Annotated in this window: 19 protein-coding genes; 11 read left to right on the top strand and 8 right to left on the bottom strand. The window is 72.9% G+C overall.

What is annotated here, in order from left to right; translation table 11 throughout:
- Positions 1 to 106: 106 nt before the first annotated feature.
- Both WMF33_RS30635 and WMF33_RS30630 read left to right on the top strand, forming a co-directional pair.
- Positions 107 to 1891, top strand: a complete 1785-nt coding sequence (locus WMF33_RS30635) for a MutS-related protein (RefSeq protein WP_437331940.1) — start codon at positions 107 to 109, stop codon at positions 1889 to 1891.
- Between the two features lie 65 nt (positions 1892 to 1956).
- Positions 1957 to 2940, top strand: a complete 984-nt coding sequence (locus WMF33_RS30630) for an aldo/keto reductase (RefSeq protein WP_437331939.1) — start codon at positions 1957 to 1959, stop codon at positions 2938 to 2940.
- Positions 2941 to 3028: 88 nt separating this feature from the next.
- Here the strand turns inward: WMF33_RS30630 and WMF33_RS30625 are convergent, their stop codons facing one another.
- Together WMF33_RS30625 and argG are read right to left on the bottom strand one after the other, a co-directional pair.
- Entirely contained in the window at positions 3029 to 3388 is a 360-nt protein-coding gene (locus tag WMF33_RS30625) for a phage holin family protein (protein WP_061626556.1), read from the bottom strand.
- A 267-nt stretch (positions 3389 to 3655) separates the two neighbouring features.
- Positions 3656 to 5008, bottom strand: coding sequence for an argininosuccinate synthase (argG, locus tag WMF33_RS30620; RefSeq protein ID WP_061626555.1), 1353 nt, complete (start codon positions 5006 to 5008; stop codon positions 3656 to 3658).
- Between the two features lie 264 nt (positions 5009 to 5272).
- On the opposite strand from argG, the gene WMF33_RS30615 reads away from it, so the two are divergent.
- Complete coding sequence (locus WMF33_RS30615; protein ID WP_437331938.1) at positions 5273 to 6100, top strand: GNAT family N-acetyltransferase; 828 nt, start codon at positions 5273 to 5275, stop codon at positions 6098 to 6100.
- A 316-nt stretch (positions 6101 to 6416) separates the two neighbouring features.
- Here WMF33_RS30615 and WMF33_RS30610 read toward each other — a convergent pair whose 3' ends face one another.
- The 3 genes from WMF33_RS30610 to WMF33_RS30600 all read right to left on the bottom strand — a co-directional run bounded on the left by WMF33_RS30610 (position 6417) and on the right by WMF33_RS30600 (position 12211).
- Positions 6417 to 8582, bottom strand: a complete 2166-nt coding sequence (locus WMF33_RS30610; RefSeq protein ID WP_437331937.1) for an anthranilate synthase component I — start codon at positions 8580 to 8582, stop codon at positions 6417 to 6419.
- 88 nt (positions 8583 to 8670) lie between these two features.
- Complete coding sequence (gene pabB / locus WMF33_RS30605; protein ID WP_437331936.1) at positions 8671 to 10833, bottom strand: aminodeoxychorismate synthase component I; 2163 nt, start codon at positions 10831 to 10833, stop codon at positions 8671 to 8673.
- Between the two features lie 97 nt (positions 10834 to 10930).
- Complete coding sequence (locus WMF33_RS30600; protein ID WP_437331935.1) at positions 10931 to 12211, bottom strand: isochorismate synthase; 1281 nt, start codon at positions 12209 to 12211, stop codon at positions 10931 to 10933.
- Between the two features lie 554 nt (positions 12212 to 12765).
- On the opposite strand from WMF33_RS30600, the gene WMF33_RS30595 reads away from it, so the two are divergent.
- The 3 genes from WMF33_RS30595 (at position 12766) to WMF33_RS30585 (ending at position 16119) form a co-directional block, all read left to right on the top strand.
- Entirely contained in the window at positions 12766 to 14178 is a 1413-nt protein-coding gene (locus tag WMF33_RS30595) for an ABC transporter substrate-binding protein (protein ID WP_061629827.1), read from the top strand.
- Positions 14179 to 14297: 119 nt separating this feature from the next.
- Entirely contained in the window at positions 14298 to 15230 is a 933-nt protein-coding gene (locus WMF33_RS30590; protein WP_437331934.1) for a carbohydrate ABC transporter permease, read from the top strand.
- Position 15231: 1 nt separating this feature from the next.
- A complete protein-coding gene (locus tag WMF33_RS30585) occupies positions 15232 to 16119 on the top strand; it encodes a carbohydrate ABC transporter permease (protein ID WP_437331933.1) in 888 nt (295 codons plus the stop codon).
- Positions 16120 to 16147: 28 nt separating this feature from the next.
- Here WMF33_RS30585 and WMF33_RS30580 read toward each other — a convergent pair whose 3' ends face one another.
- The 3 genes from WMF33_RS30580 to WMF33_RS30570 form a co-directional block, all read right to left on the bottom strand.
- Entirely contained in the window at positions 16148 to 16684 is a 537-nt protein-coding gene (locus WMF33_RS30580) for a hypothetical protein (RefSeq protein WP_437331932.1), read from the bottom strand.
- On the bottom strand, positions 16681 to 17271 hold the full coding sequence (locus WMF33_RS30575) for a DUF4166 domain-containing protein (protein ID WP_437331931.1): 591 nt from the start codon (positions 17269 to 17271) through the stop codon (positions 16681 to 16683). The genes WMF33_RS30580 and WMF33_RS30575 overlap by 4 nt, the downstream gene beginning before the upstream one ends.
- Before the next feature lie 79 nt (positions 17272 to 17350).
- Positions 17351 to 17728, bottom strand: coding sequence for a hypothetical protein (locus WMF33_RS30570; protein WP_437331930.1), 378 nt, complete (start codon positions 17726 to 17728; stop codon positions 17351 to 17353).
- Between the two features lie 279 nt (positions 17729 to 18007).
- Between WMF33_RS30570 and WMF33_RS30565 the strand changes: the two genes are divergently transcribed.
- The 5 genes from WMF33_RS30565 (at position 18008) to WMF33_RS30545 (ending at position 24912) form a co-directional block, all read left to right on the top strand.
- Positions 18008 to 19255 carry a hypothetical protein gene (locus WMF33_RS30565; protein ID WP_437331929.1) on the top strand — a complete coding sequence of 416 codons (1248 nt, stop codon included), beginning with the start codon at positions 18008 to 18010 and terminating at the stop codon, positions 19253 to 19255.
- Between the two features lie 59 nt (positions 19256 to 19314).
- Positions 19315 to 19998 (top strand): RNA polymerase sigma factor, encoded by a 684-nt coding sequence (locus WMF33_RS30560; RefSeq protein WP_437331928.1) that lies wholly within the window; start codon positions 19315 to 19317, stop codon positions 19996 to 19998.
- Positions 19995 to 21275 carry a hypothetical protein gene (locus tag WMF33_RS30555; protein ID WP_437331927.1) on the top strand — a complete coding sequence of 427 codons (1281 nt, stop codon included), beginning with the start codon at positions 19995 to 19997 and terminating at the stop codon, positions 21273 to 21275. The genes WMF33_RS30560 and WMF33_RS30555 overlap by 4 nt, the downstream gene beginning before the upstream one ends.
- 482 nt (positions 21276 to 21757) lie before the next feature.
- Positions 21758 to 23701, top strand: coding sequence for a hypothetical protein (locus WMF33_RS30550; protein ID WP_437339539.1), 1944 nt, complete (start codon positions 21758 to 21760; stop codon positions 23699 to 23701).
- Positions 23702 to 24147: 446 nt separating this feature from the next.
- Positions 24148 to 24912, top strand: coding sequence for a hypothetical protein (locus WMF33_RS30545; RefSeq protein ID WP_437331926.1), 765 nt, complete (start codon positions 24148 to 24150; stop codon positions 24910 to 24912).
- The last annotated feature ends 8 nt before the right edge of the window (positions 24913 to 24920 follow it).

Raw genomic sequence — 24920 nt, 5'->3', positions numbered from 1 at the left:
GCTCATGGTGCCTCTCCGGCCGCACACCCAGGCAGGCGCCGTGCCATGAGCGCGGTCGATCCCGGCCGCTCGGGAACAACCGCGCGGCGCGCGTGTCGGGACCGCCATGCCGAGACCTTCCCTGGCCACCGCAGAGCGGCGGCGCCGGACGCCGGACGAGCGCTCCGGCCCGACCCATCGTAGGCTCGAGATCGTGAGCGCGGCGCCGCCGGAACCCGTCCTGCAAGACGCCTCGCCCGGTCAGCGCGCCGCGCCCGACCTCCTCTGCCACCGGCCGGCGCTCCGGGTCGACGCGCGGGCCGTCAAGGAGTCGATGACGTTCGCCTTCGCGGGCGGCGCGCCCGCGGGGGCGCTCGACCGGCACGTCGAGTCGGCGTCGCTGCCCGCGTCGACCTGGGACCCTGCCCGCTTCGCGCAGCACGTCTTCCTCCAGGAGCTCATCGTGGGCTGCCTGCACTTCACGACCGAGGGGCGCACGCGCATCCCGAGCCCGGCGCTGCTCGGCCGCGCCCTCTCCCAGCCGCCGAGCGACCGCGACACGGTCGAGCTCCGGCGCGAGATCTTCCGGGAGCTCAGCGGCTCGGAGGCGCTGCGCCGCGATCTCGCGCGCGCCTACGCGGCGCTGCGCCGCTGGGTGGGCCAGCTGGAGACGATCTCCATCTCCCGCCGGGAGGGCAGCCGCCGCCGGCTGGACATCCTCGTCGCCGCGAAGGAGGCGTTCGACGCGCTCGCCGACGGGTTCGCGGGCGCCCGCTCCGGCCTCGCGCGGCTCCCCGCGTTCGGCGCGGCCGTGCGCGAGACCGAGGCGTACCACCGCCTCGCCGACCTGCTCGCGTACGACGAGGAGCTCGCGACGCTCGAGGTCCGGATCCGCGTCGGCTCCGACGGCCACGTCCGCGATCTCCGCGCCCTGTCGATCCGCGAGAACAGCGAGAACCGCTTCTACCAGTCGCCGATCGGGCGCGTGGTCACGAAGCTCGTGATGCTGTGGCGGGGATACCGGTTCAGCGACGAAGAGCTGCTCACCCGCTACGTCAACGGCGTGTTCGAGGGCATCGAGGACGATCTCGTCGCGCTCGTGCAGCTGCTCGGAGATCTCGAGTTCTACCTCGCCGGCCTCGCGCTGCGCGAGCGCGCCCGCGCGGCCGGGCTCGCCGTCTGCCTGCCCGAGCTCGCCTGGCCCGGCGCCGCGCGCGACGAGGCCCCCGGGCGCGCGCTCAAGGGGCTCTTCAACCCGCTCCTGCTCGCGACCTCGGCGAGCATCGTCGCGTGCGACATCGCGACCGAGCGCCACGACGCCACCGTCATCGTGACCGGGCCGAACTCGGGGGGAAAGACGCGGCTGCTCGAGGCGCTCTCGCTCGCCCAGATGCTCGGGCAGGCGGGCTTCTTCGTGCCGGCCGCGGAGGCCCGCCTGTCGTCGTGCCACGGGCTCTTCGTGTCGCTGATCGAGCAGGCGCAGGCCGACCAGAGCGAGGGCCGCCTCGGGATGGAGCTCCTGCGCATCCGGTCGCTCTTCGAGGCGATGCAGGTCGGCGACATGGTGGTGCTCGACGAGCTCTGCTCCGGCACGAACCCGTCGGAGGGCGAGGAGATCTTCCAGCTCGTGATCTCGCTGCTCGCGGAGCTCCGCCCCCAGGCCTTCATCACGACGCACTTCCTCGAGCTCGCGGCGCGGCTCGAGCGGGAGCGGCCCGTCGATCGGCTCGTGTTCCTGCAGGTCGAGCTCGACGCGCAGCAGTGGCCGACGTACCAGTTCGTGGACGGGGTCGCCCGGACGTCGCTCGCGCACCGGACCGCGGCGCGGCTCGGCGTCACGCGCGAGGAGCTCGTCGCGCTCGTCGAGCGGAGCAAGCGCGCGCACCGCCGCCGCGGGGTCGAGCCCGCCTGAGCGCGCGCGGGCCGGCGGAAAGGCGCGCTCGCCGGGGGCGGAAAAATCTGGTTGTATGCGCCGCCATGGAATATCGACCTCTTGGCAGAACGGGTCTCCGCGTCTCCTCGGTGAGCTTCGGCGCCTGGGCGATCGGGGGCACCTGGGGCGACGTCGATGACAAGGAGTCGCTCGCGGCGCTGCACCGGGCCGCCGATCGCGGCGTGAACTTCTTCGACACCGCGGACGTGTACGGCGACGGCCGGAGCGAGCGGCTGCTCGCGCGTCTGCGGCGGGAGCGGCGCGAGGAGATCGTCATCGCGACGAAGGCGGGCCGGCGGCTGAGCCCGCACACGGCGGACAGCTACAGCGAGGGGAACCTCACGGCGTTCATCGAGCGCAGCCTGAAGAACCTCGAGACGGACGCGCTCGACCTCGTCCAGCTGCACTGCCCGCCGACGGACGTCTACTATCGGCCCGAGGTGTTCGACACCCTCGATCGGCTGGTGAAGGCGGGCAAGGTCCGCTTCTACGGGGTCAGCGTCGAGCGGGTGGAAGAGGCGCTCAAGGCGATCGAGTATCCCGGCGTCCAGTCGGTGCAGATCATCTACAACGTGCTCCGGCAGCGCCCGGCCGATCTCTTCTTCCCCGAGGCGAAGCGCCGTCAGGTCGGGATCCTCGCGCGGCTGCCGCTCTCCTCGGGGCTGCTCACCGGCAAGATGAGCGCCGCGACGACGTTCGCGACCGACGATCACCGCAACTTCAACCGCGAGGGCGCCGCGTTCGACAAGGGCGAGACGTTCTCCGGGGTCGACTTCAACCTCGGCCTCGAGGTGGTCGAGGAGCTCCGCCCGCTCGTGCCCGCCGGCGTGAGCATGGCCGCGTGGACGATGCGCTGGATCCTCATGCAGGACGCGGTGACGTGCGTGATCCCCGGGGCGAAGCGGCCCGATCAGGTCGACCAGAACGCGAGCGCGGCGGACCTGCCGGCCCTGCCGCCGGAGACGATGGCGAAGATCCGCGCGATCTACGATCGCCGGCTGCGGGCGGCGGTTCACCACCGCTGGTAGGCCCTCGACGAGGAGCGCCGCGGCCGACCGGCGCCGCGGCTCCGCCCGCTGTCCTTGCGGTCCGTGTCGGCCGGGAGGTCGGGGCCGATCAGAGGATGCGCGGCAGGAGCCACCCGGCGAAGGAGACCAGGGCGGCCGTGCCGAAGAGCGAGCCGAAGCCCCGGATCTCGAAGTCGTCGATGAGCTTGTCCGTCGCCCAGAGCAGCACGGAGTTCACGACGAGGCCGAAGAAGAGGTAGGCCAGGCCGAGCGTGAGGATGGCGGCGGGCAGGAGCGCCACGGCGACCAGGAACTTCACGAGCCATCCGAGGAGGAGGTTCAGCAGCGTGAACACGGCGGCGACGACGAGCGCCGTCTGGGTCCTGCGAATCCGCACGCCGGGCATGAGCTTCGCGCCGATGAGGACCGCGATGCCCGCGGCGAGCGCCTGGATGATGAGCGTCTTCATGACCACCTCCCTGGGCCGGCACCGCTCGTGGCGGGCCGGTGTTCGCCCGTTCTTGGTGACCCAGGTGCGGGCCGAGCGCAACCCCGCGCGGCACGGGAGGGGATCGCCCGGACGCTTGTTCCGGTTCCGGTGAACAGCTTCAGGTGAACAGCTTCAGGTGAGCAGCTACGGGTGAGCAGCCGGGCAGCTCCGGTGGAGAGGCGGCGCGCGCGCTGGTGAACACGCACGCGCCCGGCGACGAGAGAGGCGGCGCGCCGCCTCGCCCGATCACTCTTTCGGCTTGTCGCCGCCGAGCAGCTCGCCGATGGCGGGGGCGCCGCCCGGGCCGAGGGCCTGGGTGCTCTCGATGAGGTGGATCAGGAGCTGACGGTTGTCCGTCACCGACAGGTTCTGGAGCTCGAGCGCGCCGATGCGGTCCTCCGGGGTGAAGTAGGCCTCTTCGACCTTCTCCATCGAGAGCTTGTGCGGCGCATAGGCCATGTAGTCGGCGCGCGTGTTCAGGATGCTGTAGTCGTCGCCGCGGCGCAGCTCGAGCGTCACCTCGCCGGTGACGCCGGGCGCGATCCAGCGCGAGAGCGCGTCCTTCAGCATCATGGCCTCGGGGTCGTACCACTTGCCCTCGTAGAGCAGGCGCCCGAGGCGACGGCCCTGGGTGAAGTACACGTCGAGGGTGTTCTCGTTGTGGATGGCGGACAGGAGCCGCTCGTAGACGGCGTGGAGCAGGGCCATGCCGGGCGCCTCGTAGATGCCGCGGCTCTTCGCGTCGATCACCCGGTTCTCGATCTGATCGCTCATGCCGAGCCCGTGGCGCCCGCCGATCCGGTTGCACTCGACGAACAGCTCGAACAGCGAGCCGTAGCGCTTGCCGTTGATCGTCGTCGGGACGCCGCGCTCGAACCCGAGGGTGACCGTCTCGGCCTCGATGGCGACCTCCGGCCGGAAGGAGGCGACGCCCATGATGGGCTGGACGATCTTGATCCCGGTGTTCAGGTGCTCGAGATCCTTCGCCTCGTGGGTCGCGCCGAGCACGTTGGCGTCGGTGCTGTACGCCTTCTCCGTCCCCATGCGGTAGGGCAGGCTGTGGCGCTCGAGGTACTCGCTCATCTCCTTGCGCCCGCCGAGCTCTCCCACGAACTTCGGGTCGAGCCAGGGCTTGTAGATCTTGAGCGAGGGGTCGACGAAGATGCCGTAGCGATAGAACCGCTGGATGTCGTTGCCCTTGTGCGTGCTGCCGTCGCCGAAGACGTGGACGTCGTCGTCGCGCATGGCGCGCACGATCGCGGTCGTGGTCACCGCGCGGCCGAGCGGCGTGGTGTTGAAGTATTTCTTGCCGCCCGTCGAGAGGTGGAAGGCGCCGCACTGGATGGCCAGGATGCCCTCGCGGACGAGCGCGTCGCGACAGTCCACCAGCTTGGCGGAGACGGCGCCGTGCTGCAGGGCGATCGGCGGGATGTCGCCGGGGGAGTCCTCGTCCGGCTGCGCCAGATCGGCGGTGTACGCGTGCACCTTGAGCCCGTTGCGCGAGAGCCACGCCACCGCGCACCGCGTGTCGAGCCCGCCCGAGAACGCGATGCCGAGGTGGGTGCCGGCCGGGGGAAGTGAACGGAAGATCCTACTCATGACGGCGCAGCATAGTCGCAACGCCCGCGGAGGCGCGAGCGGAGATCGCCGGGCGGCGGCGCGCTCGGCCGCTGCCGGGCGGCGCGCCGTCGGCGGCCGAGCGCGCGGCGCGGGAGGCCGCGCCGCGCGGCCCGGCGCGCTCCGGAGCCGGGGGAAACTCGGGCGGCGAGGTACTAGGATGGTGGGCGCCGTGTCACGCGAGCTCTTCTCTTCTCCTCTTCTCCTTCTCCGATTCCGATTCCGATTCCGATGAGGTACACGCCCATGCCGAAGCTTTCGTACGTCGAGATCGCGCGGATCGAGGAGCGCCGGCTGGCGCTCGGCACCTCCTCCGTGGTCGCCTGCGCCGAGCCCATCGCGGGCGGGTGGATGGCCTTCGATGGAGACGGCTCCTGGGGCAACTTCGCCGCGGGGCTCGGGCTCGATGGGCCCGTCTCCAACGAGGACCTCGATCGCCTCGTGGCGTTCTACGCGGCGCGGGACATGGAGCCGCAGATCCAGGTCTGTCCCTTCGCGCACGAGTCGCTGGTGCGCGGCCTCGCCGAGCGCGGGTTCGTGCTGCGCGAGTTCGAGAACGTGCTCGCGCGCGAGATCGCGCCGGACGAGGATCTCCGCGCGCTGGTGCCGCACGACGGCCCCGCGGGGCTCGAGATCGTGCGCGTCGATCCGGGCGACGAGGCGCAGGTCCGCGTGTTCATCGAGGTGTCGACGAGCGGCTTCCGGGCCGAGGACGAGCCGATCACGCCGGCGCTCTTCGAGATCACCCGCCGCGTGGTCGCGCAGCCCGGCTGCGACTCGTACCTGGCGCTCGTGAACGGCGAGCCCGCCGGCGGCGGCAGCGTGGAGATCGCCGGCGACGGCGCCGCGCTCTTCGGCGCCTCGGTGCTCCCCCGGTTCCGCGAGCGCGGCATTCAGCAGCTGCTCATCGTCCGCCGCCTCGAGCGGGTGCGCGAGCGGGGTCGCCGCCTGGCGTGCATCAGCGCGAGCCCGGGTATCCCCACGGAGCGCAACGCCCTGCGGCTCGGGTTCTTCATGGCCTACAGCAAGGGTGTCTTTGTACAGCGAAAGGGGAACCAGCGATTGCCGACCTGAGCTTTCCCCGGCGCCGCAAGGCGGTCCTCGCGGCGCCCCGTGTTTGCAGGCGTGCAGCGCTGCAATTGCAGAAGCGAAACGACCGCCCCGGACAACCCTGCGAAATGCCCGATTACGACGGAATCACGCCATGGCACGCTCGGTGCTCTAAGGCAGCCCAGCGTCGCTGGCGTGGCCTTTCCCCCCCCGAGGCCCCGGCGGCGCTTTTTCATTTTGTGGTTTGAATCGGTTCAGCCGACCCGCGAGAGGGGGTGCGCCGCGCGGCTCACTCCCTCTCGCGGTGCCGGGCGATCGAGGCGCCCGGCCCGGCGCCGCTTTACCGCTTCACCGCTTCACCGCGGCGCAGCTCGGCCACCGCGTTGCGCACGAGCCGCAGCCCCACGTCGTCGTCCTGCGAGAGGATCGACTCGGGGTGGAACTGCACCGCGGCCATCGGCAGCTCCGCGTGCTCGATCGCCATGACGACCCCGTCCTCGGTCTCCGCCGTGACCTTCAGGGACGCGGGGAGCGCGTCGCGCAGCGCGTAGAGCGAATGGTAGCGCCCCGCGTGGAACTCGCGCGGCAGCCCCTCGAAGATGCGCCCGCCCAGCACGCGCACCTTCGAGGCCTTGCCGTGCATCGGGTAGTCGAGCACGCCGAGCTTGCCGCCGAAGTGCTCGACCATCCCCTGCAGGCCCAGGCAGACGCCGAACACCGGCAGCCGCCGCTCGAGCAGCGCCGAGAGCGTCCCCGAGAGATCGAAATCGCTCGGCGTCCCAGGGCCCGGCGAGAGCACCACGAGATCGGGCGCGTAGGCGTCGAGCTCCGTGTGCGGGAAGCCGGCGCGCAGCGTCACCACCTCGGCGCCCGTCTGCCGGAGGTAGTTGGCCAGCGTGTGCACGAACGAGTCCTGGTGATCGACGAGCAGCACCTTGAGGCCGCCCCCCGGCACCGGGTTGATCGCCGCCGGCGCGGTCGTGGGCACCCCGCGCGGCCTCCGGATCGCGTCGATGAGCGCCGACGCCTTGACGTGGGTCTCGCGCTCCTCCTCGTCGGGATCCGAGTCGTAGAGCAGCGTCGCGCCCGCCCGGACCTGCGCCACGCCGTCCTTGATCCGGATCGTGCGCAGCGTCAGCCCCGTGTTCATGCCGCCGTCGAAGCCGATGAGCCCGACCGCGGCCCCGTACCACGCGCGCGGGGAGCGCTCGTGATCCTCGATGAACTGCATGGCCCAGGCCTTCGGCGCCCCCGTGACCGTGACCGCCCACGTGTGCGCCAGGAACGCGTCGAGCCCGTCGAACCCGTCGCGCAGCCGCCCCTCGACGTGATCGACCGTGTGGATCAGCCGCGAGTACATCTCGATCTGCCGGCGGCCGATCACGCGCACGCTCCCCGGCACGCAGATGCGGGACTTGTCGTTGCGATCGACGTCCGTGCACATCGTGAGCTCCGACTCGTCCTTCGCGGACGCGAGCAGGCGCGCGATCTGCGCCGCGTCGGCGATCGGGTCGCTGCCGCGCGGGATGGTGCCCGAGATGGGGCACGTCTCGATGCGGTTGCCCTCGACGCGGACGTACATCTCCGGCGAGGCGCCGACCAGGTACTCGGCCTCGCCGAGGTTCATCAGGAAGCCGTAAGGCGCCGGGTTGCGCTCGCGCAGGCGCTGGAACAGCTCGGTGGGCGCGACGGGACACGGCTCGTAGAACGTCTGGCCCGGGACCACCTCGAAGAGATCGCCCCGCTTGAACGACTCCCGCGCGACCCGCACCAGCGCGGCGTACTCGCCCGGCGCGTACTCGTTCGGCGGAGCGCTGTGGGCGCCCACGTAGGGCCGCGTCGCGCCGTCGCGCGGCAGCCCGTCGGTCGAGCGATCGCCGAACGTGAGCTCGTAGCGCGTGCGCGTCGCCCGCTCGCGGCGGTGGTCGACGGCGACGATCTCGTCGGGGAGGTAGAGGACGAGATCCCGCTGGTCCGCCGGGCGCTCGAGGCGCAGCCGGATGGGCTCGAACTGGAAGGCGAGATCGTACGCGAACGCGCCGTAGAGCCCGAAGAGCGGATCGCCCGGGACCCCGAAGAGCTCGATCATCCGCCGCAGCACCGAGAAGATGGACGGCTGCCGGCTCCGCAGCTCCTCCGGCACCCGCTCGCCCGCCGGCCGGACCGCGCCGACCACCTCGTCCGCGCGGCGCTCGACAGCCTCGATCGGCTCGTAGCCCCGGAGGGCCTCCTCGATGGCCGGCAGGAGCACGCGCCCGCGCTCGTTCAGCGCGGTGAACCGGAAGTCTCGGCCGCGCGAGACGAGCACGAGCGGAGGATCGACGAAGCCGATGTCCCAGCGCGTGTACCGGCCCGGAACCTCGTAGCTCGACGCCAGGACCACGCCGAGGTGGCTGTCGAGCGCCTCGACGATCGGCTGGATCGCGCCGTCGACGGCGAGGTCCTCGACCTCCCGCCGGACCGCGACGCCCCTCCGCGTAATGTTGCTCTCTCGTTTCACGACCACGTCTCCTTCTGCGCGGCGAGTATACGCGGCGCGGCATACGCGCCGCACCCGCTTCTTCGCCGCGCGCACGGGTTCGTCGGGCACGTCATCAGCGCGCCGCGCGCGCCACGCCCGTCGCGCGCGCGCACGGCCCGGGCGCTCGGCCAGCGTCCGCGACGCGCTCCGCGAGGTAGACGGCGCGGAGCAGAGGGAAGCTCTTGACGAGGACCTCCTCGTACTCGGCCTCCGGGCTCGACTCCGCGACCACCGCGCCGCCGCTGCCGAAGCTGACCCCCTCGCCGTCGGCGACGAGGGTGCGGATGGCGATGTTCATGTCCATCGGGCCCTCGTACGCGAGGTACCCGATCGAGCCCGTGTACACGCCGCGCGCGCGCCGCTCCAGGGCGTCGATGATCGCGATCGTCCGGTGCTTCGGCGCCCCGGTGATCGAGCCGCCCGGGAAGCACGCCTCGAGCGCGTCGAGGGCGCAGCGGCCCTCGCGCAGCGCGCCGGTGATCACCGAGGAGAGCTGGAGCAGGGTCGCGTGCTCCGTGATCCGCAGGAGCTCCTCGACCTCGATCGAGCCCATGGCGCAGACCCGACCGAGGTCGTTGCGGACCAGGTCGATGATCATGAGGAGCTCGGAGCGGTCCTTGTCGCTGGTCGCGAGATCGCGGCGCAGGGCCAGCGTCTCCTCCTCGGTGGCGCCCTTCGGCCGCGTCCCCTTGATCGGCTCGCTGCGCACGCGCCGCTCCCGGTCCACCGACAGGAACCGCTCCGGCGAGGACGACAGCACCGCGCCGTCCGGCAGCCGGAGGTAGGCCGAGAACGGCGCGGGGTTCGTGCGGCGCAAGACGCGGTAGAGGGCGAACGGGTCCACCGAGGTCCGCACGCGAAACTCGTTCGTGAGGCACACCTCGTACGTCTCGCCTTCCCGGATCTCGCCGAGGATCGCCTCGACGGCGTCGAGGTGCTCCCTGCGCGAGAGGCGCGGCGCGTGCGCGACGCGATCGGCGAAGCCCTCCGGCACGGGCGGGAGGGCGAGCTCCGGGAGGGCCGGGAGGCCCTGGAGGCGCGCCGCGATCTCGTCGAGCCATGCTTCCGGCGGGGGCGGCGAGGGCGGCGAGGGCGGCGGCGGCTCGTCCGCGACGAGCGCGCACGCGTACACCGCGCGCTCGACGTGGTCGAAGGCGAGGAGCCGCCGCGCGATCATCATCGCGCTGTCCGGGAGCGCGCGGCGCGGGTGGGCGGACGCGCCGAAGCCGAGGTGCTCCTTGAGCTCGTAGCCGAGGTAGCCCACGAGGCCGCCGGTGAAGTGGAAGGGCAGGCCGCTCGGCTCGAGCGACACGGACGCGAGCTCCCGCCGGAGCGCCGCGAACGGGCTCCCCTCGGACATGGCCGGGGTGAGGAGGCCCCCGGGGCCGCCGGCGCTCCAGCGCGTCGCGGCGGCGCCGCGGCTCTCGATGGCCTCGGTCGCGCTCCCCATGAACGAGAAGCGCCCGTCGCGGCCCGCCGCGCTCGAGTCGAGCCAGAACGCGTACGGCGCCGCGGCGAAGAGGCCGGCGAAGGCCCGCTCGGGGTCGACCCAGGGGAGCCGGACGTGCCGCACGCGGCCGCGCGGCTGCGCGCCCCCCAGCGCGGAAGGCGCGCGCGCGCCGGCGCGCGGAGCCCGCCGGCCGCGGGCTTCTTCCATGGCGATGTCACGGAAATTGGCGAGGATCTTCTTGCCGTGCTCCGTGCCGATCGACTCGGGGTGGAACTGCACGCCGTAGAGCGGCCGATCCTTGATCTTGAGGGCCATGATGAGCCCGTCGCCGCGCGTCCGGGCGGTCACCTCGATCTCGGGCGGGAGCGCGTCGTGGCCGACGATCAGCGAGTGGTAGCGCACCACCTGGAACGGGCTGGGCACGCCCTCAAACAGCCCGGTGCCGTCGTGCTCGACCTCCGAGATCTTGCCGTGCATCGCCCGCGGCGCGTGCTGGACGCGCCCGCCGAAGCGCGCCGCGAGCCCCTGGTGGCCGAGGCAGACGCCGAGGATCGGCGTGTCGGCGAGCGCCTCGATCACGTCCATGCAGACGCCGAAATCGGTGCGCCGCTCAGGGCGGCCGGGGCCGGGCGAGAGGACGATGCCGTCCACCTCCAGGTCCCTGATCTCGGCGAGCGAGAGGCTGTCGTTCCTGACGACGAGCGGCTCCTCGCCGTTCACCTCCCAGAGGTACTGCCCGAGGATGTGGGTGTACGAGTCGTAGTTGTCGATGAGGAGTGTCTTCACGGCGAAGCTCCCCTCCGGGCCCGCGCGGCGGCCGAAAGCGCGGCCCCGCCGGCGCGGCGCGGGGCGCGGGTGAGGCGCCCGGGCGGCGGCCTTGGGGTCACGGGCGGATGATGGCGGCGAGCATGGCCTGGAGCTTGAGCTGCGTCTCGACCAGCTCGGCCTCCGGGCTCGATCCGGCGACGACCCCGACGCCCGCGACCATGCGGGCGCGCGCGCCGTCGACGGTCGCGCTCCGGATGCCGATGAACCAGTCGCCGTCGCCGCGGGCGTCGACCCAGCCCACGAGCCCCGCGTAGAGCCCGCGGCGGATGCCCTCGTGCGCGCTGAGCCAGGCCTCCGCCGCGGCGCGCGGGGTGCCGCACACGGCGGGCGTCGGGTGCAGCCGCGCGGCGAGCGTGAGCGCGTCCGGCGCCGCCTCCTTGAGGTGGCCGTGGATCGAGGTGCCGAGGTGCATCACGTTGCGGAGGCTCAGGATCGACGGCTCGCTCGGGACGTCGAGCGACGCGCACTCCGGGGCGAGCGCCGCGGCGACGGCCTCCACCACGAAGCGGTGCTCGCGCTGGTCCTTGGCCGAGTTCCGGAGGACCTCGGAGAACCGGCGATCGGCGTCGACGTCGGCCGAGACGGCGTACGTGCCGGCGAGCGGGTGCGAGGAGACGGCGCGGCCGCGCCGCGAGAGCAGGAGCTCCGGGCTCGCGCCGAGGAAGCCGTCGACGTGGAAGATCGCGCACGAGGGGTAGAGCGCGGTGAGGCGGCGCAGGACCTCCTCGACGACGATGGGCCGGTTCGCCTCGACGTCGACCGCGCGCGCCACCACGACCTTGGAGAGGTCCCCGTGCTGGATGTCGGCCACCGCGCGCGCGATGCGCCCGCACCACTCTTCGTGCGGGAGCGCCGATTTGAGGGTGAAGCTGTCGGGCGAGCGCCGGTGGCTCTCGGCCCGCTCCAGGTGCGGCGCGGGGGCGGCGCCCTCGCCGACGGTGGTGACCCACGCGGTCCCGTCGGGCGCCACGCCGACGACCTGGGCCGGCACGACGAGCGCCGCCGGCTCGGTCCGGTCGAACGGCAGGGCGCCGAGCGCCACCGGGCCGCACCCCGGGCGGCCCACGGCGTCGGAGGCGGCGATCGACGAGAGCGCCTCCTGGATCCACGCGACGCCGCCCTCGATGCCGTGCGGCAGCTCCAGGCGGGCGGCGACCCCGTGGGCGATCAGCTGCGCGCTGGGGTGCATCCAGACGCGCGCGCCGTCCCCCGCGAGCGACGAGATGCCGCCGGGCATCCTCGCGAGCGTGTCAGCGTCGAGCCGGATGGTGCGGGCGACGAGCCGTGCCGCGAGGCGGGGGGCGTCGGCCGGAGAGGAGAGCGTGAGGGGGGTCATGCACAGCGGTGCGCAGGTCGGTTCGGGCTCGTCCTGCCCGGCAGGACCAGCCTGGGACCGGCAGGCCGAGAGCCCGCGGCTCCATGCCGGATCGCGAGCGCCGGCCGCGCAGCATCGGCTCTACCGCCTCCGGAAAGGCTCCGCAAGCGCAAAGCAGCCCGCGCCGAGGGCCCGAGGGCGCGGCGTTCGGCCGCTGAAATGGCGCTCTCGGACGCGCGTCCCGCTTCGCGCAAACGATGCGCGCTCGCCGCGCGAAGCCCTGCGCACCTCGCCCCGCGTCTCCTCTCCGACTGTCGCGCTCGCCAAACGCCTTGTCGCGGCCGCGCCACCCGCCGTCAGCACAGAGAGCGGTGCTCCGTCCTCTGTGTGATCCGAGGGCGCTCGCTCTCGGCGCCTGCGGAGCGACGCATGAGATCCCTTGCCCCGGAGCGCGCAATTGTTCGATGCTTCCGCGAGCTTCACCTTCGCGGCGCTCGGGAGCGGCGTGTCTCGATAGCTCCGAGGCCCCGGGCATGTCGAAATTCTTCAGGACTGAGCTCAGAAAGGATCCTGCGATGGACCCCACTCGGCAACATGACCCCCGCGCGTGGCGAGCCACAGCGCTCCTCCTCTTCGTCGTCGGGCTGTGCGCCTGTCGCGGCGACAAGAGCCCGCCTGCCGGCGAGAGCCGCCCTCCCGCCGCCGCCACGACCGCGGCCGCCACGACCGCGGTCGCCGAGGCGCCGGGCGACACGGCGATCAAGGCGCAGCCCCCCGCGGTGCCGAACGCCGCCGAGGCGAAGAAGCACGCCGGAAGCAAGCTCAAATATTACAGCGAGCCGCTGGGGGTGGGCGCCGAGCTCGACAAGGTGATGGTCAAGCAGTTCCAGCAGGACACCGGCATCGAGGTGACCATCATCCCGAGGCCCAAGGACGCGACGGAGACGTACGCTGTCTACCAGCGCCTCTTCCAGGCGCAGTCCGGCGACGTCGACGTCATGATGCTCGACGTCATCTGGCCCGGCGCCTTCGCGCAGAACCTCGTCGACCTGAACGAGAAGCTCGGCGAGGCCGCCAAGCAGCACATCGAGAGCATCGTGCGGAACAACACGGTGGGCGGCAAGCTCGTGGCGATGCCGTGGTTCACCGACTTCGGGCTGCTCTACTACCGCACCGATCTGCTGGAGAAATACGGCTACAAGAAGCCGCCGGAGACGTGGGACGAGCTCGAGCAGATGGCGAAGAAGATCCAGGACGGCGAGCGCGCGAGCAATCCGAACTTCCTCGGCTTCGTCTGGCAGGGCAAGGCCTACGAGGGGCTGACCTGCAACGCGCTGGAGTGGATCGCCTCGCACGGCGGCGGCGCGATCATCGAGGACGGCAAGATCACCGTGAACAACCCGGGCGCCCAGAAGGCGCTCGCGCGGGCCAAGGGCTGGGTGGGCTCGATCTCCTCCGCCGGCGTGACGAGCTACGAGGAGGAGGACGCCCGCAACACGTTCCAGGGCGGCCACGCCGCCTTCATGCGCAACTGGCCTTATGCCTACGCGGCCGGCAACGCCGACAAGTCGCCGATCAAGGGCAAGTTCGGGGCGGGCCCGCTGCCGCACGAGCCCGGCCAGAAGAGCTCGGGCACGGTCGGCGGGTGGCAGCTCGCCGTCTCGAAGTTCTCGCCGAACAAGGACGCGGCCATCGAGTTCGTCCGCTACATGACGAGCCCCGAGGCGCAGAAGTTCCGCGCGACCGCGGGCTCGTTCATCCCGACCATCCCGTCGGTGCAGCAGGACCCGGACGTGGTGAAGTCGCTGCCCTTCCTGGCGAACGCGAAGGACATCGCGCTCGTGCCGCGCCCCTCGAACAGCACCGGCGCCCGGTACAACGAGGCGTCGATCGCGTTCTTCCAGGGGGTGAGCCAGGTCCTCCAGGGCAAGGAGCCGAAGGCGGTGCTCGGGCAGGTGGAGCAGCGCCTCACGCGCGCGCTCCGCTGACCCGGCGCCGTCGCGTCGCCCGGGTTTCGACGCCGCACGCCGCACGCCGCACGCCGCACGCCGCGGCGACGGAGCCCGAGATCTCCCGGCCACACCACCTCGCGAGAACGGATCGTCCCATGAGCACGCCGGAGAACAGAGAGGCCACGAGCGCGGCGCCCCGCGCGGACAGCGCGTCGTTCGAGAGGCGGCGCCAGCGGCGCGCCTGGTTGTTCCTGCTGCCGACGCTCGTGGTCGTCGCCTTCGTCGCCCTCTACCCCCTGGCCCAGACGTTCTACCTGAGCTTCACGAACGCGCGCCTCGGCACGGGGGAGCCGGCGACGCTCGTCGGGGCGCAGAACTACGTCGACCTCGTGCAGGACAGCTACTTCCACGACGCGGTCCTGCTCACGGTCTTCTTCACGGTCGTCACCGTGCTGAGCGAGCTCGCCCTCGGGCTCGGCGTCGCGCTCCTCGTCAACTCCCAGTTCAAGGGGCGCTCGGCGGTGCGCGCGGCCATGCTCATCCCCTGGGCCATACCGACCGTCATCTCCGCCCAGATGTGGAAGTGGATGTACAACGACGTCTACGGCGTCTTCAACGATCTCCTCGTCAACCGGCTCGGCGTCCTGCCGCGCAACGTCGCCTTCGTCGCCGATCCCGACGTGTCCTTCTGGGCGGTCGCCATCATCGATATCTGGAAGACGACGCCGTTCATGGCGCTCCTCCTGCTCGCCGGGCTGCAGCTCATCCCGAGCGATCTCTACGAGGCCGCGCGGGTCGACGGCGCGACGCCGCTCCAGCAGTTCACCCGGATCACCCTGCCGCTCCTCAAGCCCTCGATGCTGGTCGCGCTCATCTTCCGCACGCTCGACGCGCTCCGGGTGTTCGACGTCTTCTTCGTCATGTTCGGCAACCGGCCGGACATGCAGACCATGGCGACGTACGCCCAGCAGACGCTGGTCAGCGTCTCGAACATCGGCTACGGCTCGGCGATCTCGGTCGCCCTCTTCCTGATCATCGCCGTGTTCATCCTGATCTATCTCGCGGTGTTCCGCACCGAGGAGGCGTGAGATGAACGGTCCTTCAGGTTCTTCGCCGGGCTCGGGGGTGCAGCGCTCGCCGGCGCAGCGCGTGTTGCGGGCGCTGTTCTACCTGCTCGTCGCCGCGGTCGTCGTGTTCACCGTCTTCCCGTTCGTCTGGGCGTTCGTCTCCTCCATCAAGCCCGACGACGAGCTCTTCACGACCCCGGTCCGCTACTGGCCCGGGCGCCCGACGCTCGAGAACTACCGCCTCGTGCTGGACAACGGCGAGTTCCAGACGGCGCTCTTGAACAGCGTGATCGTCGCCGTCTCGGTCACGGCCCTCTCGCTCGCCGTCGGCTCGCTGGCCGCCTACGCGCTCGGGAGGTTCCGGTTCCGCGGGCGCAGCGCCGTGCTCTACGTCGTCCTGGCGATGACCATCTTCCCGCAGATCGCCGTCCTCGGCGCCCTGTTCGAGATGATCAATTTCTTCAAGCTCTACAACCAGCTGCCGGCGCTGGTCCTGACGTACCTCATCTTCACGCTCCCCTTCACGGTCTGGGTGCTCACCGGCTTCCTGAAGGCGATCCCGCGCGAGATCGAGGAGGCCGCCTACGTCGACGGCGCGACGCCGTGGCAGGTGTTCACCAGGATCATGCTGCCGCTGTCGGTCCCCGGGATGGCGACGACCGGCATCCTCGCCTTCATCGCCGCCTGGAACGAGTTCCTGTTCGCGCTCTCGTTCACCCAGACGCCGGACAAGCGCACGGTGACCTACGCCATCCAGGCGTTCTCGACGACGACCAGCGGGCTCTACGAGATCCCCTGGGGGCAGACCATGGCGGCGTCGATCGTCGTGACCGTGCCGCTGGTCGTGCTGACGCTGGTCTTCCAGCGCCGGATCCTCGCGGGGCTCACGGCGGGCGCGGTGAAGGGCTGACGGGGCGGCGCGCGGCGCGGGCGCCGGATCACGCGCGCCCCCAGGGGAAGCGGAGCCAGCGAGGCCCGTAGACGGCGCCGAGGTCGCGCAGCCCCGAGAGCAGCACGCCGGCGGCCATGAGCGGCAGGATCACGCGGAGGGCGAGCGGCGCGTCCCAGCGGGAAAAGCCGGTGGGCGCGAGCGACCAGCGCCGGAGCTCGGGGAGCAGGTGCGCGAGGGCGGCGCCGTAGACGATGCCCATCACGGCGTGCATCGCCCGCTCGCCCGGGTAGACGCCGCCGAGCGGCCTCCGGACCTCGTCCTCGACGATGAAGTCGCGGAGCGTGATCGCGATCTCCGCGAGGAGGAGCGCCGCGAGCGCCCACGCGGCGAGCCCCTCCCAGCGCACGAAGGGCAGCGACGCGAAGAGCACCGCGTACACGAGATCGCGGGCGCCGTGCAGCACGAGCTCGGGCGCGGTGCCGGGCACGCCGCCGGGCAGGCGGGCGCGCCACTCGTGGTAGTAGAGCGTGTCGAACGCGCCGAGCGCGCCCTGCACGGCGAGGAGCACGAGCGCCGTGATCACGCGGCGCCCTCTGGCGGCGGCGGCGCGACGGCGCGCGCGGAGGGCGCCGCGCCTCGCTCCTCGCCCGCCACGCGGCCCTCGTACGCGACGAGCAGCCCGGCGATCGGCGCGGAGATCCGCACGTCGACGCGGACCTCGTCGCGCGAGGGCTCGGCCCGCCCCTCGACCCGCGGGGCGAGCCAGCGGGGCAGCGGCAGCCCGAAGCCGCGGAGCCCGAAGGTCGACCGCGCCTGCTCGAACACGAGCGCGCCGCCCTCGGCCCGGAGCCGGAACCAGCACTGGATCGGGCCGAGCGCCTCCACCAGCAGATCCCCCGAGCGCCACTGCGACGAGCAGAGCAGTCGGCCGCCGAAGGCGCGGATCCACCGCTCGCCGTCGCCCGAGGGCTCGACCGCGAGCGTCACGACGACGTCCTCCGCCGCCGCGGGCATGCGCAGCAGGGCGGCGAGCAGGCGCGCCGCGAGCCCGCGGCCGCGGCGCACGCGGAAGCGGCCGCGGGCGCGCGCGCCGCCCGCGTGGAGCGCCCGGACCGGCGGCGCGAGCGCGGCCCACGCGGAGCCGAGGAGGGCAGGGTAGAGGGCAGGCATCGGGGCACCGCGCGTCGCGATCGAGCAGGAGCGCGAGGGCGCCTCGCGCGAGCGATCGCCCGTCCGGTGGGACCTCTCGTCAGCCGTCCTCGGGGAGCATCTCGCGCGGCAGCGCCGGGCTCCTCGGGGCGACGACCGCGTCGGCCAGGTCGCGGATCTTGACGAGGATCGCGCTCTCCGCGTCGCCCTCCGTCTCCTCGCAGAGCGACCGGATCTGCCAGAGCAGCTTGCGCGTGCGCCGCAGCTCGAACACGAGCCACCGTGTCTCCGGCCGCGCCTCCAGCGGGTGGCGCTCCAGGTCGACCTCGATCTCGCGGATGCGCTCCTCGATCTGCTCGCCGGTCGGATAGATGCGGCCGTTCCCGTGACAGTCCTTGCACAGAAAGGGGCCGGCGTCGGTGTTGATCTCGCCTTCGCCGTAGCAGCTCGTGCACGTAACCAGATCGTAGGAGTTCATGGGGCGCCACTCTATCCGATCCTGCGCGCGCGGTGCTCGCGGCCCGCGTCGCCGGTCCCCGCGATCGCGCGGCGTGTCGTCGCGCGCGGGAGCGGCGGCGCCCTCCTCGGACGCGCGCGGCGCCGCGAGCGCCGCTGCATTCCTGCTTCGTCACGCCAGCCTGGCCGGGGCGGATCGGCGGCCGTGGCCGTTCGAGATCGCGATGCGTCGGCCCAAGGCCGTCGCGGCCGGCGCGTCCTAATTCCGCTTACGCCGTTCCTTGCGGTAATGGGAGCCCCCGTGACCTGCCCTCATCCCTCGCGCCGGGGTGCGCTGTGCGCCGTCCTGGCCCTGTGCGCCGTCTCCCTCGGCTCGTCGCGCGTCGCCCTGGGCGCCCCGCCGCTCCCTCGGCTCGCCGTCCACCGGGCGCCTTCGGCGGCCGACTGCCCCGATGCGGCGTCGCTCGCCGCCGCGATCGAGCGCGTGATGAACCGGCGCGCGGTCGAGCCGGCGAGCGCGGGCGGACCGGCAGGCTCGGGCGGCGCTCCCGCGGGGGTCGACGACGCCGCCGCAGGTCCGGGCAGCGCGCCGGCGGGCCCGGGCAGCGCGCCGGCAGGCCCGGGCAGCGCGCCGACAGGCCCGGGCAGCGCGCCGGCAGGCCCGGGCAGCGCGCCGGCAGCCGCCGGCGGCGCCCCCGCGGGCGCCGGAGTGCCCAGCAGCGCCGGCGCCGCCGCCGTTCCGGCGATCGCCGACGCTGCGCCCGAGTTCGAGGTGCACTTCCTCCGCACCGATGCCACCTACACCGCCGTCCTCCAGGCGGGGGGACGAGCCCGGCAGCTCTCGTCCGAGGCGGGCGCGACCTGCGACGAGCTCGTCGAGGCGGTGGCGCTGACCGTCGCCATCCTGCTCGACAGCCAGCCGGCGCCTCCTCCCGCCCCGCCCCCGGCCGCGCCCGCCCCCCCGCCAGCCCCCATCGCCGTCCCGCCGCCGCGCCCGCCGCCCCAGGCGCCGCGCGGGGACGTCGCGCTGGAGCTCGGCGCCGCGGGGACCGTCGGCATGCTCGATCTGTTCCGGCCGGCCGCGGTCGCCGACGTCTCCCTGCGGCGCAGCGCCTGGTCCGCCGGGCTCGGCGCGGTGTGGCTGCCGCGTCAGGACATCGAGATCGCCCCGGGCGCCGTCTCCGTCGGGCTCGTCGCCGCGACCGCGCGCGGCTGCGCGACGCTCCTCGGCGAGCTCGACGGTTTCCGGCTCTCCGCCTGCGCCGTGTCGCTGCTCGGCGCCGTCCACGGCGCAGGCAAGGGGTTCGACCCCGACCGCGAGGCCGCCGCACCCTGGTTCGCCGTCGGCGCCTCGGCCCTCGCGGAAGGCCCCCTCTTCGGCACGCGCGCGCTCGGGTGGGCCGCGCGCGCCACGCTCCTCGCGCCGGTCGTGCGGGCGCGCGTCACGATCGAGCGTCGCGCCGGCGCCGCCGTCACCGAGGACCCCGCGCTCGACCCGTCGCCGGTCGGGTTGCTCGTCGGCCTGAGCGCCCGCGTGTCGATTTTCTGATGGCGAGGCAGGAGACCCTCCACAGACGGGGTGAGCATGGCGAAGAGCGGCAGGACAGAATGACCTTCGGAGAGGTCTATGCGCAGCATTTCCGGTTCGTCTGGCGCTCGCTGCGACGCCTCGGCGTGCCCGAGAGCGACGCCGCCGACGCGGTTCAGGACGTCTTTCTGGTCGTCCATCGGCGGTTGCCGGAATTCGAGAACCGCTCAAAAGTTACAACTTGGCTTTACAGTATTTGCTTCCACGTCGCCCGTGACCGGCGGAAGCTGGCGCACATGAGGCGGCGCGCTCACGATGACGAGCCGTTGCTCGACTGCGCGGACGACCGGGCCGACGTGGGCGCCGAGGCCGAGCGGCGCCAGGCGATCGAGCTCCTGGAGGCCATCCTCGACGAGCTGCCCCTCGAGCAACGCGCCGTGTTCACGCTCTTCGAGCTCGACGGCATGGGCGGCGAAGAGGTCGCCGAGCTGCTCGACGTCCCGCTGGGGACCGTCTACTCGCGCCTGCGCCTCGCGCGCGACGCGTTCCGCCGCGCGGTCGTGCGCCTGAACGCGCGCGACCAATTCCGCGTGGGCGGGGCCACACCCACGAAATCGCAGCCTGTGCTGAAGGCGGCGGCCGTCGACGCCGGGCTCCCGGCCCTCGAGCGGGGCCCGGCGCCGCCAGGGCCTTCCTCGATCGTCCTCCCCCTGCCGGGGGTCGAACGGCGCTCCCTCTGGAAGCGCGCGGGAGGGGAGCGATGAGCGATCCCGTGCGCTGGCTCGATGCCGAGGTGAGCGCGCTCGACACGGAGCGCGATCTCCTCCGTGCAGCTCCGCCCGTGGACCCGCCCGACGGCGCGCAGGAGCGGGTGTGGGCCGCGATGGCCGCGCAGCTCGGCCTCGCCGGAGCCGCCTCGCTCGGCGGGATCCAGGGCGCCGGAGGAGGGGCGCTCTCCGCGAACGCGGGGGGCGCGGCGAGCGCTGCCGCGAACGCGGGGGGCGCGGCGAGCGCTGCGGCGAACGCGGGGGGCGCGGCGAGCGCTGCGGCGAACGCGGGGGGCGCGGCGAGCGCTGCGGCGAGCGGCGCGGGCAAGGTCGCCGCCGCCACGTCGGCGGGCAAGGTCGCCGCCGCGTCCGCGGGCAAGATCGCCGCCGCCGCGTCCGCGGGCAAGGTGGCGTCGGCCGCAGGGGTCGGCGCTGCGGGCGCGGTGGGCGCTGCGGGCGGCCTCGGCGCTGCCGGCACCGCCGGCGCGGCGGCAGCGGTCGCCGCCGCGGGCGCGGCGGGCGCTGCGGGCATCGTGAAGTCGATGCTCCTCGGCGCCGCCTGCGGGGGCCTGTTCCTCGCCGGCTATGCCGTCGTGGCCCCGCCGAGCGCGGCGCCGCCGGCTCAGGTCGTCGAGGTCGCGCCCCCGGCGGCGCAGCTGGCGCAAGAGCCGGCGGCGTACGCCGAGGCGGCGCGGCCGGCCGAAGCGCCTGCGCCGGCCGAGGCGGCGCGGCCGGCCGAAGCGCCTGCGCCGGCCGAGGCGGCGCGGCCGGTGGCGGACCGGTCGCTCGCGCCGGCCAGGCCCCGCACGGCCGCGGCTCCCGCGAGGCCGGACGCACCGCGGCGGGAGCGCGTCGCGAGCGCGCCGCCCGCGGACGGGGCCGAGGTCGCCGAGGCAGCGCCCGCGGAGGCGGAAGGGACGCCCGCGCCCGAGGCGGAAGCGACGCCCGCGCCGGAAGCCGCAGGCGCCGCCCTCGCGGACGGGGCCGCCAGCCCGGCGGCCTCGCGAGAGAGCCGGCTGCGCGAGGAGCTGACGCTCCTCGCCGACGCGCGCGCGGCGCTCCGGCGCGGCGACGCCGCCGGAGCGCTGGTCATCGCCGAGCAGGCGCGGCTCCGCTTCCCGGGCGGCGCGCTGGCCCAGGAGCGAGAGGCGCTCACCATCGAAGCGCTCTGGCACAGCGGCCAGCGCGCGGCCGCGGCGCAGCGCGCATCGGCGTTCCTCCGCGCCTACCCCTCCAGCCCCCACGTCTCCCGCCTCCACTCCTTCACCCACTAGAGGGGGGCGATTCCGCTTCGGATACGGGCCCATATCGACGTTTTCGGTGCTCGGCGTACAGGAGTACGCCTGCGCGCCGAAAACGCCGATATGGGCCCGTCTCCTGTGCGGAATCGCCCCCCTCTGGATGCGCTGGTTGGAAGGAGGGGAGGGGGGCGCGATGCGCGGCAGAGCGTTGGGGGGAGCAATGCGCAAAGGCATGGAGAGCGCGGGGGGCTGCGTGCTTAGTGTCTGCGCGATTTGAATCCTTGGATCGGGGGGCTCGATTTTTGCGGAGGGGGCGTCTTGGGTACGGGTGGGGGAGGGGAGGGCGTGGGACGTTTGTTGAGGGGGAGATGCTTTTTTGAAATGGGGAGCGGGGCGAGCGCCCCTTCACGCTCTGTCACAGCAGGCTTTCGGCGGCGGCGCTCGGGGCCGCTCATGGAGGAGCCATGTCATCGAGGCTTTTGAGGACCGTATCGCCCTTTGTCGTCGTGAGCGCCATGTCGCTCGCCGCATGTCAAGTGGAGATCTCGCTCGGAGGGGCGAACACCAGCTCGTCGTCGAGCTCGGGAGTCGGCGGGAGCGGCGGAGGCGGCGTCGGCGGGAGCGACGTCGCCACCAGCTCCAGCAGCGTCGTCACCAGCAGCGCCTCGGGGGTGGTGAACGTGGATTGGCCGGAGTTCACGCCGGACAAGGTCGACGTCCTCTTCGTGATCGACAACTCCGGATCGATGGCGGACAAACAGCAGATCTTGCGCCTGGCGACCGCCGACCTCGTGTCCAACATCGTCAACCCGATCTGCGTGAACCCGAGCGGCGTGCCGGTGAGCGACGCCGAGCAGCCCGCGACCGGGTTCGAGGCGTGCCCGGCGGGCACCGCGCGCGTGCGCAACCCGGTGCACGACATGCACATCGGCGTCATCAGCAGCAGCCTCGGCGGCCACGGGTCGGGCGCCTGCCCCGCGATGACGTCCCCCTCGAACGTCGACATGGCCCACCTCCTCGCGCGCTCCAACGAGTCGAGCTCAACGAACGATCTGCCGACCTACCAGGACAAGGGCTTCCTCGTGTGGGATCCGGCCGGAGCCCACGATCCGGCAGGGGACTCCGATGTCACGACGCTCCACAGCAAGCTCAGCGCCATCGTGGCCGGGGTCGGGCAGGCGGGGTGCGGCTTCGAGGCGCCGCTGGAGAGCATGTACCGCTTCCTCGCCGATCCCGAGCCCTACGAGCGGATCGAGCTCCGAGGCGACGTCGCCACGCCGATGGGGGTCGATGAGACGCTCCTGACCCAGCGGCGGAACTTCCTGCGGCCGGACTCGCTCCTGCTCATCGTGATGCTCTCCGACGAGAACGACTGCTCGATCCGGGACGAAGGCAGGAACTACCTCGTCGCCGAGACCAGAAATGGCTTCAGGCTCTGGCGGCCGCGGAGCGAGTGCTCCATCGACCCGAACCACGCGTGCTGCAGGTCCTGCAGCCAGAATCAGGACGGCTGCCCCGTGGACCCGGCCTGCACGGGCTCCGACGGCTTCCCCGCCAGGCTCTCCGTGGCCGAGGACCCGGTGAACTCCCGGTGCTGGGACCAGAAGCGCCGCTTCGGGTTCGACTTCCTCTACCCGCTCGAGCGGTACACCAACGCGCTCTCGTCGCCGTACGTGGCCACGCGGGCCGGAGACCTCGTGCCGAACCCGATCTTCACCCACCCCGACGACGGCAACACCCTGACCCGCGGGCCGCAGCACGTCATCTTCACCGGCATCGTCGGGGTGCCGTGGCAGGACCTCGCGCGCCAGAACGCCCTCGGCGTCCCCGACCTCGATGCGGGCCTCGACGAGCAAGGCAATCCGGTCGGCGGGCTCAAGAGCGCCGCCGAGCTCGGCGTCCCGTTGCCCGGCAGCTCCAACAACGTTTGGGACCTCGTCGTCGGCGACCCGACGAACAACGTCCCGCCCGCGGACCCGTTCATGATCGAGTCGATGGCGCCGCGCTCGGGCGCGAACCCGATCACCGGCGACGCGATGGTCCCGCCGAACGCCACGGGGTGGAACGCGATCAACGGCCGCGAGTACACGATCCCGGTGGGGAGCACCGGCGACCTCCAGTACGCTTGCATCTTCGACGTCGAGGAGCGCGAATGCGCCGGGAACAGTCAGAGCTGCGATTGCAGGGAGATAATCGTGGGCCAGGCCAACGACAACCCGCTGTGCGAGCCGCAGGAGGGGAACGACCCGGCGGAGGCCAGCGCGCGGACGACGACGCAGGTCAAGGCCAAGGCCTACCCCGGCATCCGCGAGCTGCGGGTGCTCAAGAGCCTCGGGGATCAGGCGATCGCGGGCTCGATCTGCCCGGCGCAGACGAACGATCCTGACAGCCAGCAGGGCGACTTCGGCTACACGCCGGTCATCCGGGCGGTGCTCGAGCGGCTCGACGCGTCGCTCTGACCGCGGCAGCGGCCGCGCCCCGCGACCGCGTCTCGTGACCCGCGCCCGGTCGGCGCGCCTCCTGCGCGCCGACCGGGCGCGCCCTCCACGCCCCCCATGGGAAGGGCCTCCGCCCTCGAGGCCCCGAGATCCTCCCGTCAAGCCGTTGGCACAACTGCCACACAGCAAGACATCCCGATCGCGGTGATCGCGCTCGACGTCGAGAGCTCCGCGCGAAATTCAGCGATTTCCAGTGGCACCGAAGCTGCCTCTGGGCGGGCGCATGGTGGGACGCGGCCCTCGAACGACGCGCTGCTCGAGGGCGCAGACCGCAGCAGCGCTGCAGGTGGCGCGGACGATCACACCGGGGGCGTCCTCGTCGGCAGCGCCCGCGCGATAGGCTCGCGGCGCGGCCGCCGCGCTGGTGGCCGCGCCGGATTTCGGACAAGCACAATGCGGAGGTTCTGATGCGCCACAAAGGACTAGGGCTCTTGCTGATCGTGATCGGGCTCGCGGGCTGCGACCCAGGGGGGGGCGGCGGCGACACCGGAGGAACGACGGACCCGCCCGGCGGTCAGGCGTGCGGCGGGTTCCTCGGGACGGGCTGTCCCGACGGGCTCGAGTGCGTCGACGACCCGGCCGACGACTGCGACCCGGAGCACGGCGGGGCGGACTGCCCCGGCGTGTGCGTCGAGCCGAAGCCGCCGTCGCCGGCGTGCGGCGGCTTCGCGGGCCTGCCGTGCCCCGACGGGCTCGAGTGCATCGACGACCCGAGCGACGACTGCGACCCGGAGCACGGCGGGGCCGACTGCGGCGGCATCTGCGTGGAGCCGAAGCCCGGGCCGGCGTGCGGCGGCATCGCGGGCCTACCGTGCCCCGAGGGGCTGGTGTGCATCGACGACCCGAGCGACGACTGCGACCCGGAGCGCGGCGGGGCCGACTGCGGCGGCATCTGCGTGGAGCCGAAGCCCGGGCCGGCGTGCGGCGGCTTCGCGGGGCTGGACTGCCCCGACGGGCAGCTGTGCATCGACGACCCGTCGGACGGCTGCGACCCGGAGCACGGCGGGGCGGACTGCGGCGGCATCTGCGTGACGCCCGAGCCCGCGCCGGTGGCGTGCGGCGGCATCACGGCGCGCCCGTGCCCCGAGGGGCTGGTGTGCATCGACGACCCGGGCGACGACTGCGATCCGGCGATCGGCGCGGACTGCGGCGGCATCTGCGTGAAGCGGTGAGCCGACCC

The sequence above is a fragment of the Sorangium sp. So ce394 genome (assembly GCF_051474665.1).
GTDB classification, from domain to species: domain Bacteria; phylum Myxococcota_A; class Polyangia; order Polyangiales; family Polyangiaceae; genus Sorangium; species Sorangium cellulosum_D.
Note: the sequence above shows the minus strand (reverse complement) of the source record. Positions and strands in the feature narration are given on the sequence as shown.

Coding starts and splice junctions, on each gene's coding strand:
- WMF33_RS30600 (WP_437331935.1), bottom strand. CDS start 12,211: ATGACCCCCCTCACGCTCTCCTCTCCGGCCGACGCCCCCCGCCTCGCG.
- WMF33_RS30635 (WP_437331940.1), top strand. CDS start 107: ATGCCGAGACCTTCCCTGGCCACCGCAGAGCGGCGGCGCCGGACGCCG.
- WMF33_RS30570 (WP_437331930.1), bottom strand. CDS start 17,728: ATGAACTCCTACGATCTGGTTACGTGCACGAGCTGCTACGGCGAAGGC.
- WMF33_RS30560 (WP_437331928.1), top strand. CDS start 19,315: ATGACCTTCGGAGAGGTCTATGCGCAGCATTTCCGGTTCGTCTGGCGC.
- WMF33_RS30615 (WP_437331938.1), top strand. CDS start 5,273: ATGCCGAAGCTTTCGTACGTCGAGATCGCGCGGATCGAGGAGCGCCGG.
- argG (WP_061626555.1), bottom strand. CDS start 5,008: ATGAGTAGGATCTTCCGTTCACTTCCCCCGGCCGGCACCCACCTCGGC.
- WMF33_RS30555 (WP_437331927.1), top strand. CDS start 19,995: ATGAGCGATCCCGTGCGCTGGCTCGATGCCGAGGTGAGCGCGCTCGAC.
- WMF33_RS30595 (WP_061629827.1), top strand. CDS start 12,766: ATGGACCCCACTCGGCAACATGACCCCCGCGCGTGGCGAGCCACAGCG.
- WMF33_RS30575 (WP_437331931.1), bottom strand. CDS start 17,271: ATGCCTGCCCTCTACCCTGCCCTCCTCGGCTCCGCGTGGGCCGCGCTC.
- WMF33_RS30545 (WP_437331926.1), top strand. CDS start 24,148: ATGCGCCACAAAGGACTAGGGCTCTTGCTGATCGTGATCGGGCTCGCG.
- WMF33_RS30585 (WP_437331933.1), top strand. CDS start 15,232: ATGAACGGTCCTTCAGGTTCTTCGCCGGGCTCGGGGGTGCAGCGCTCG.
- WMF33_RS30630 (WP_437331939.1), top strand. CDS start 1,957: ATGGAATATCGACCTCTTGGCAGAACGGGTCTCCGCGTCTCCTCGGTG.
- WMF33_RS30590 (WP_437331934.1), top strand. CDS start 14,298: ATGAGCACGCCGGAGAACAGAGAGGCCACGAGCGCGGCGCCCCGCGCG.
- WMF33_RS30625 (WP_061626556.1), bottom strand. CDS start 3,388: ATGAAGACGCTCATCATCCAGGCGCTCGCCGCGGGCATCGCGGTCCTC.
- WMF33_RS30550 (WP_437339539.1), top strand. CDS start 21,758: ATGTCGCTCGCCGCATGTCAAGTGGAGATCTCGCTCGGAGGGGCGAAC.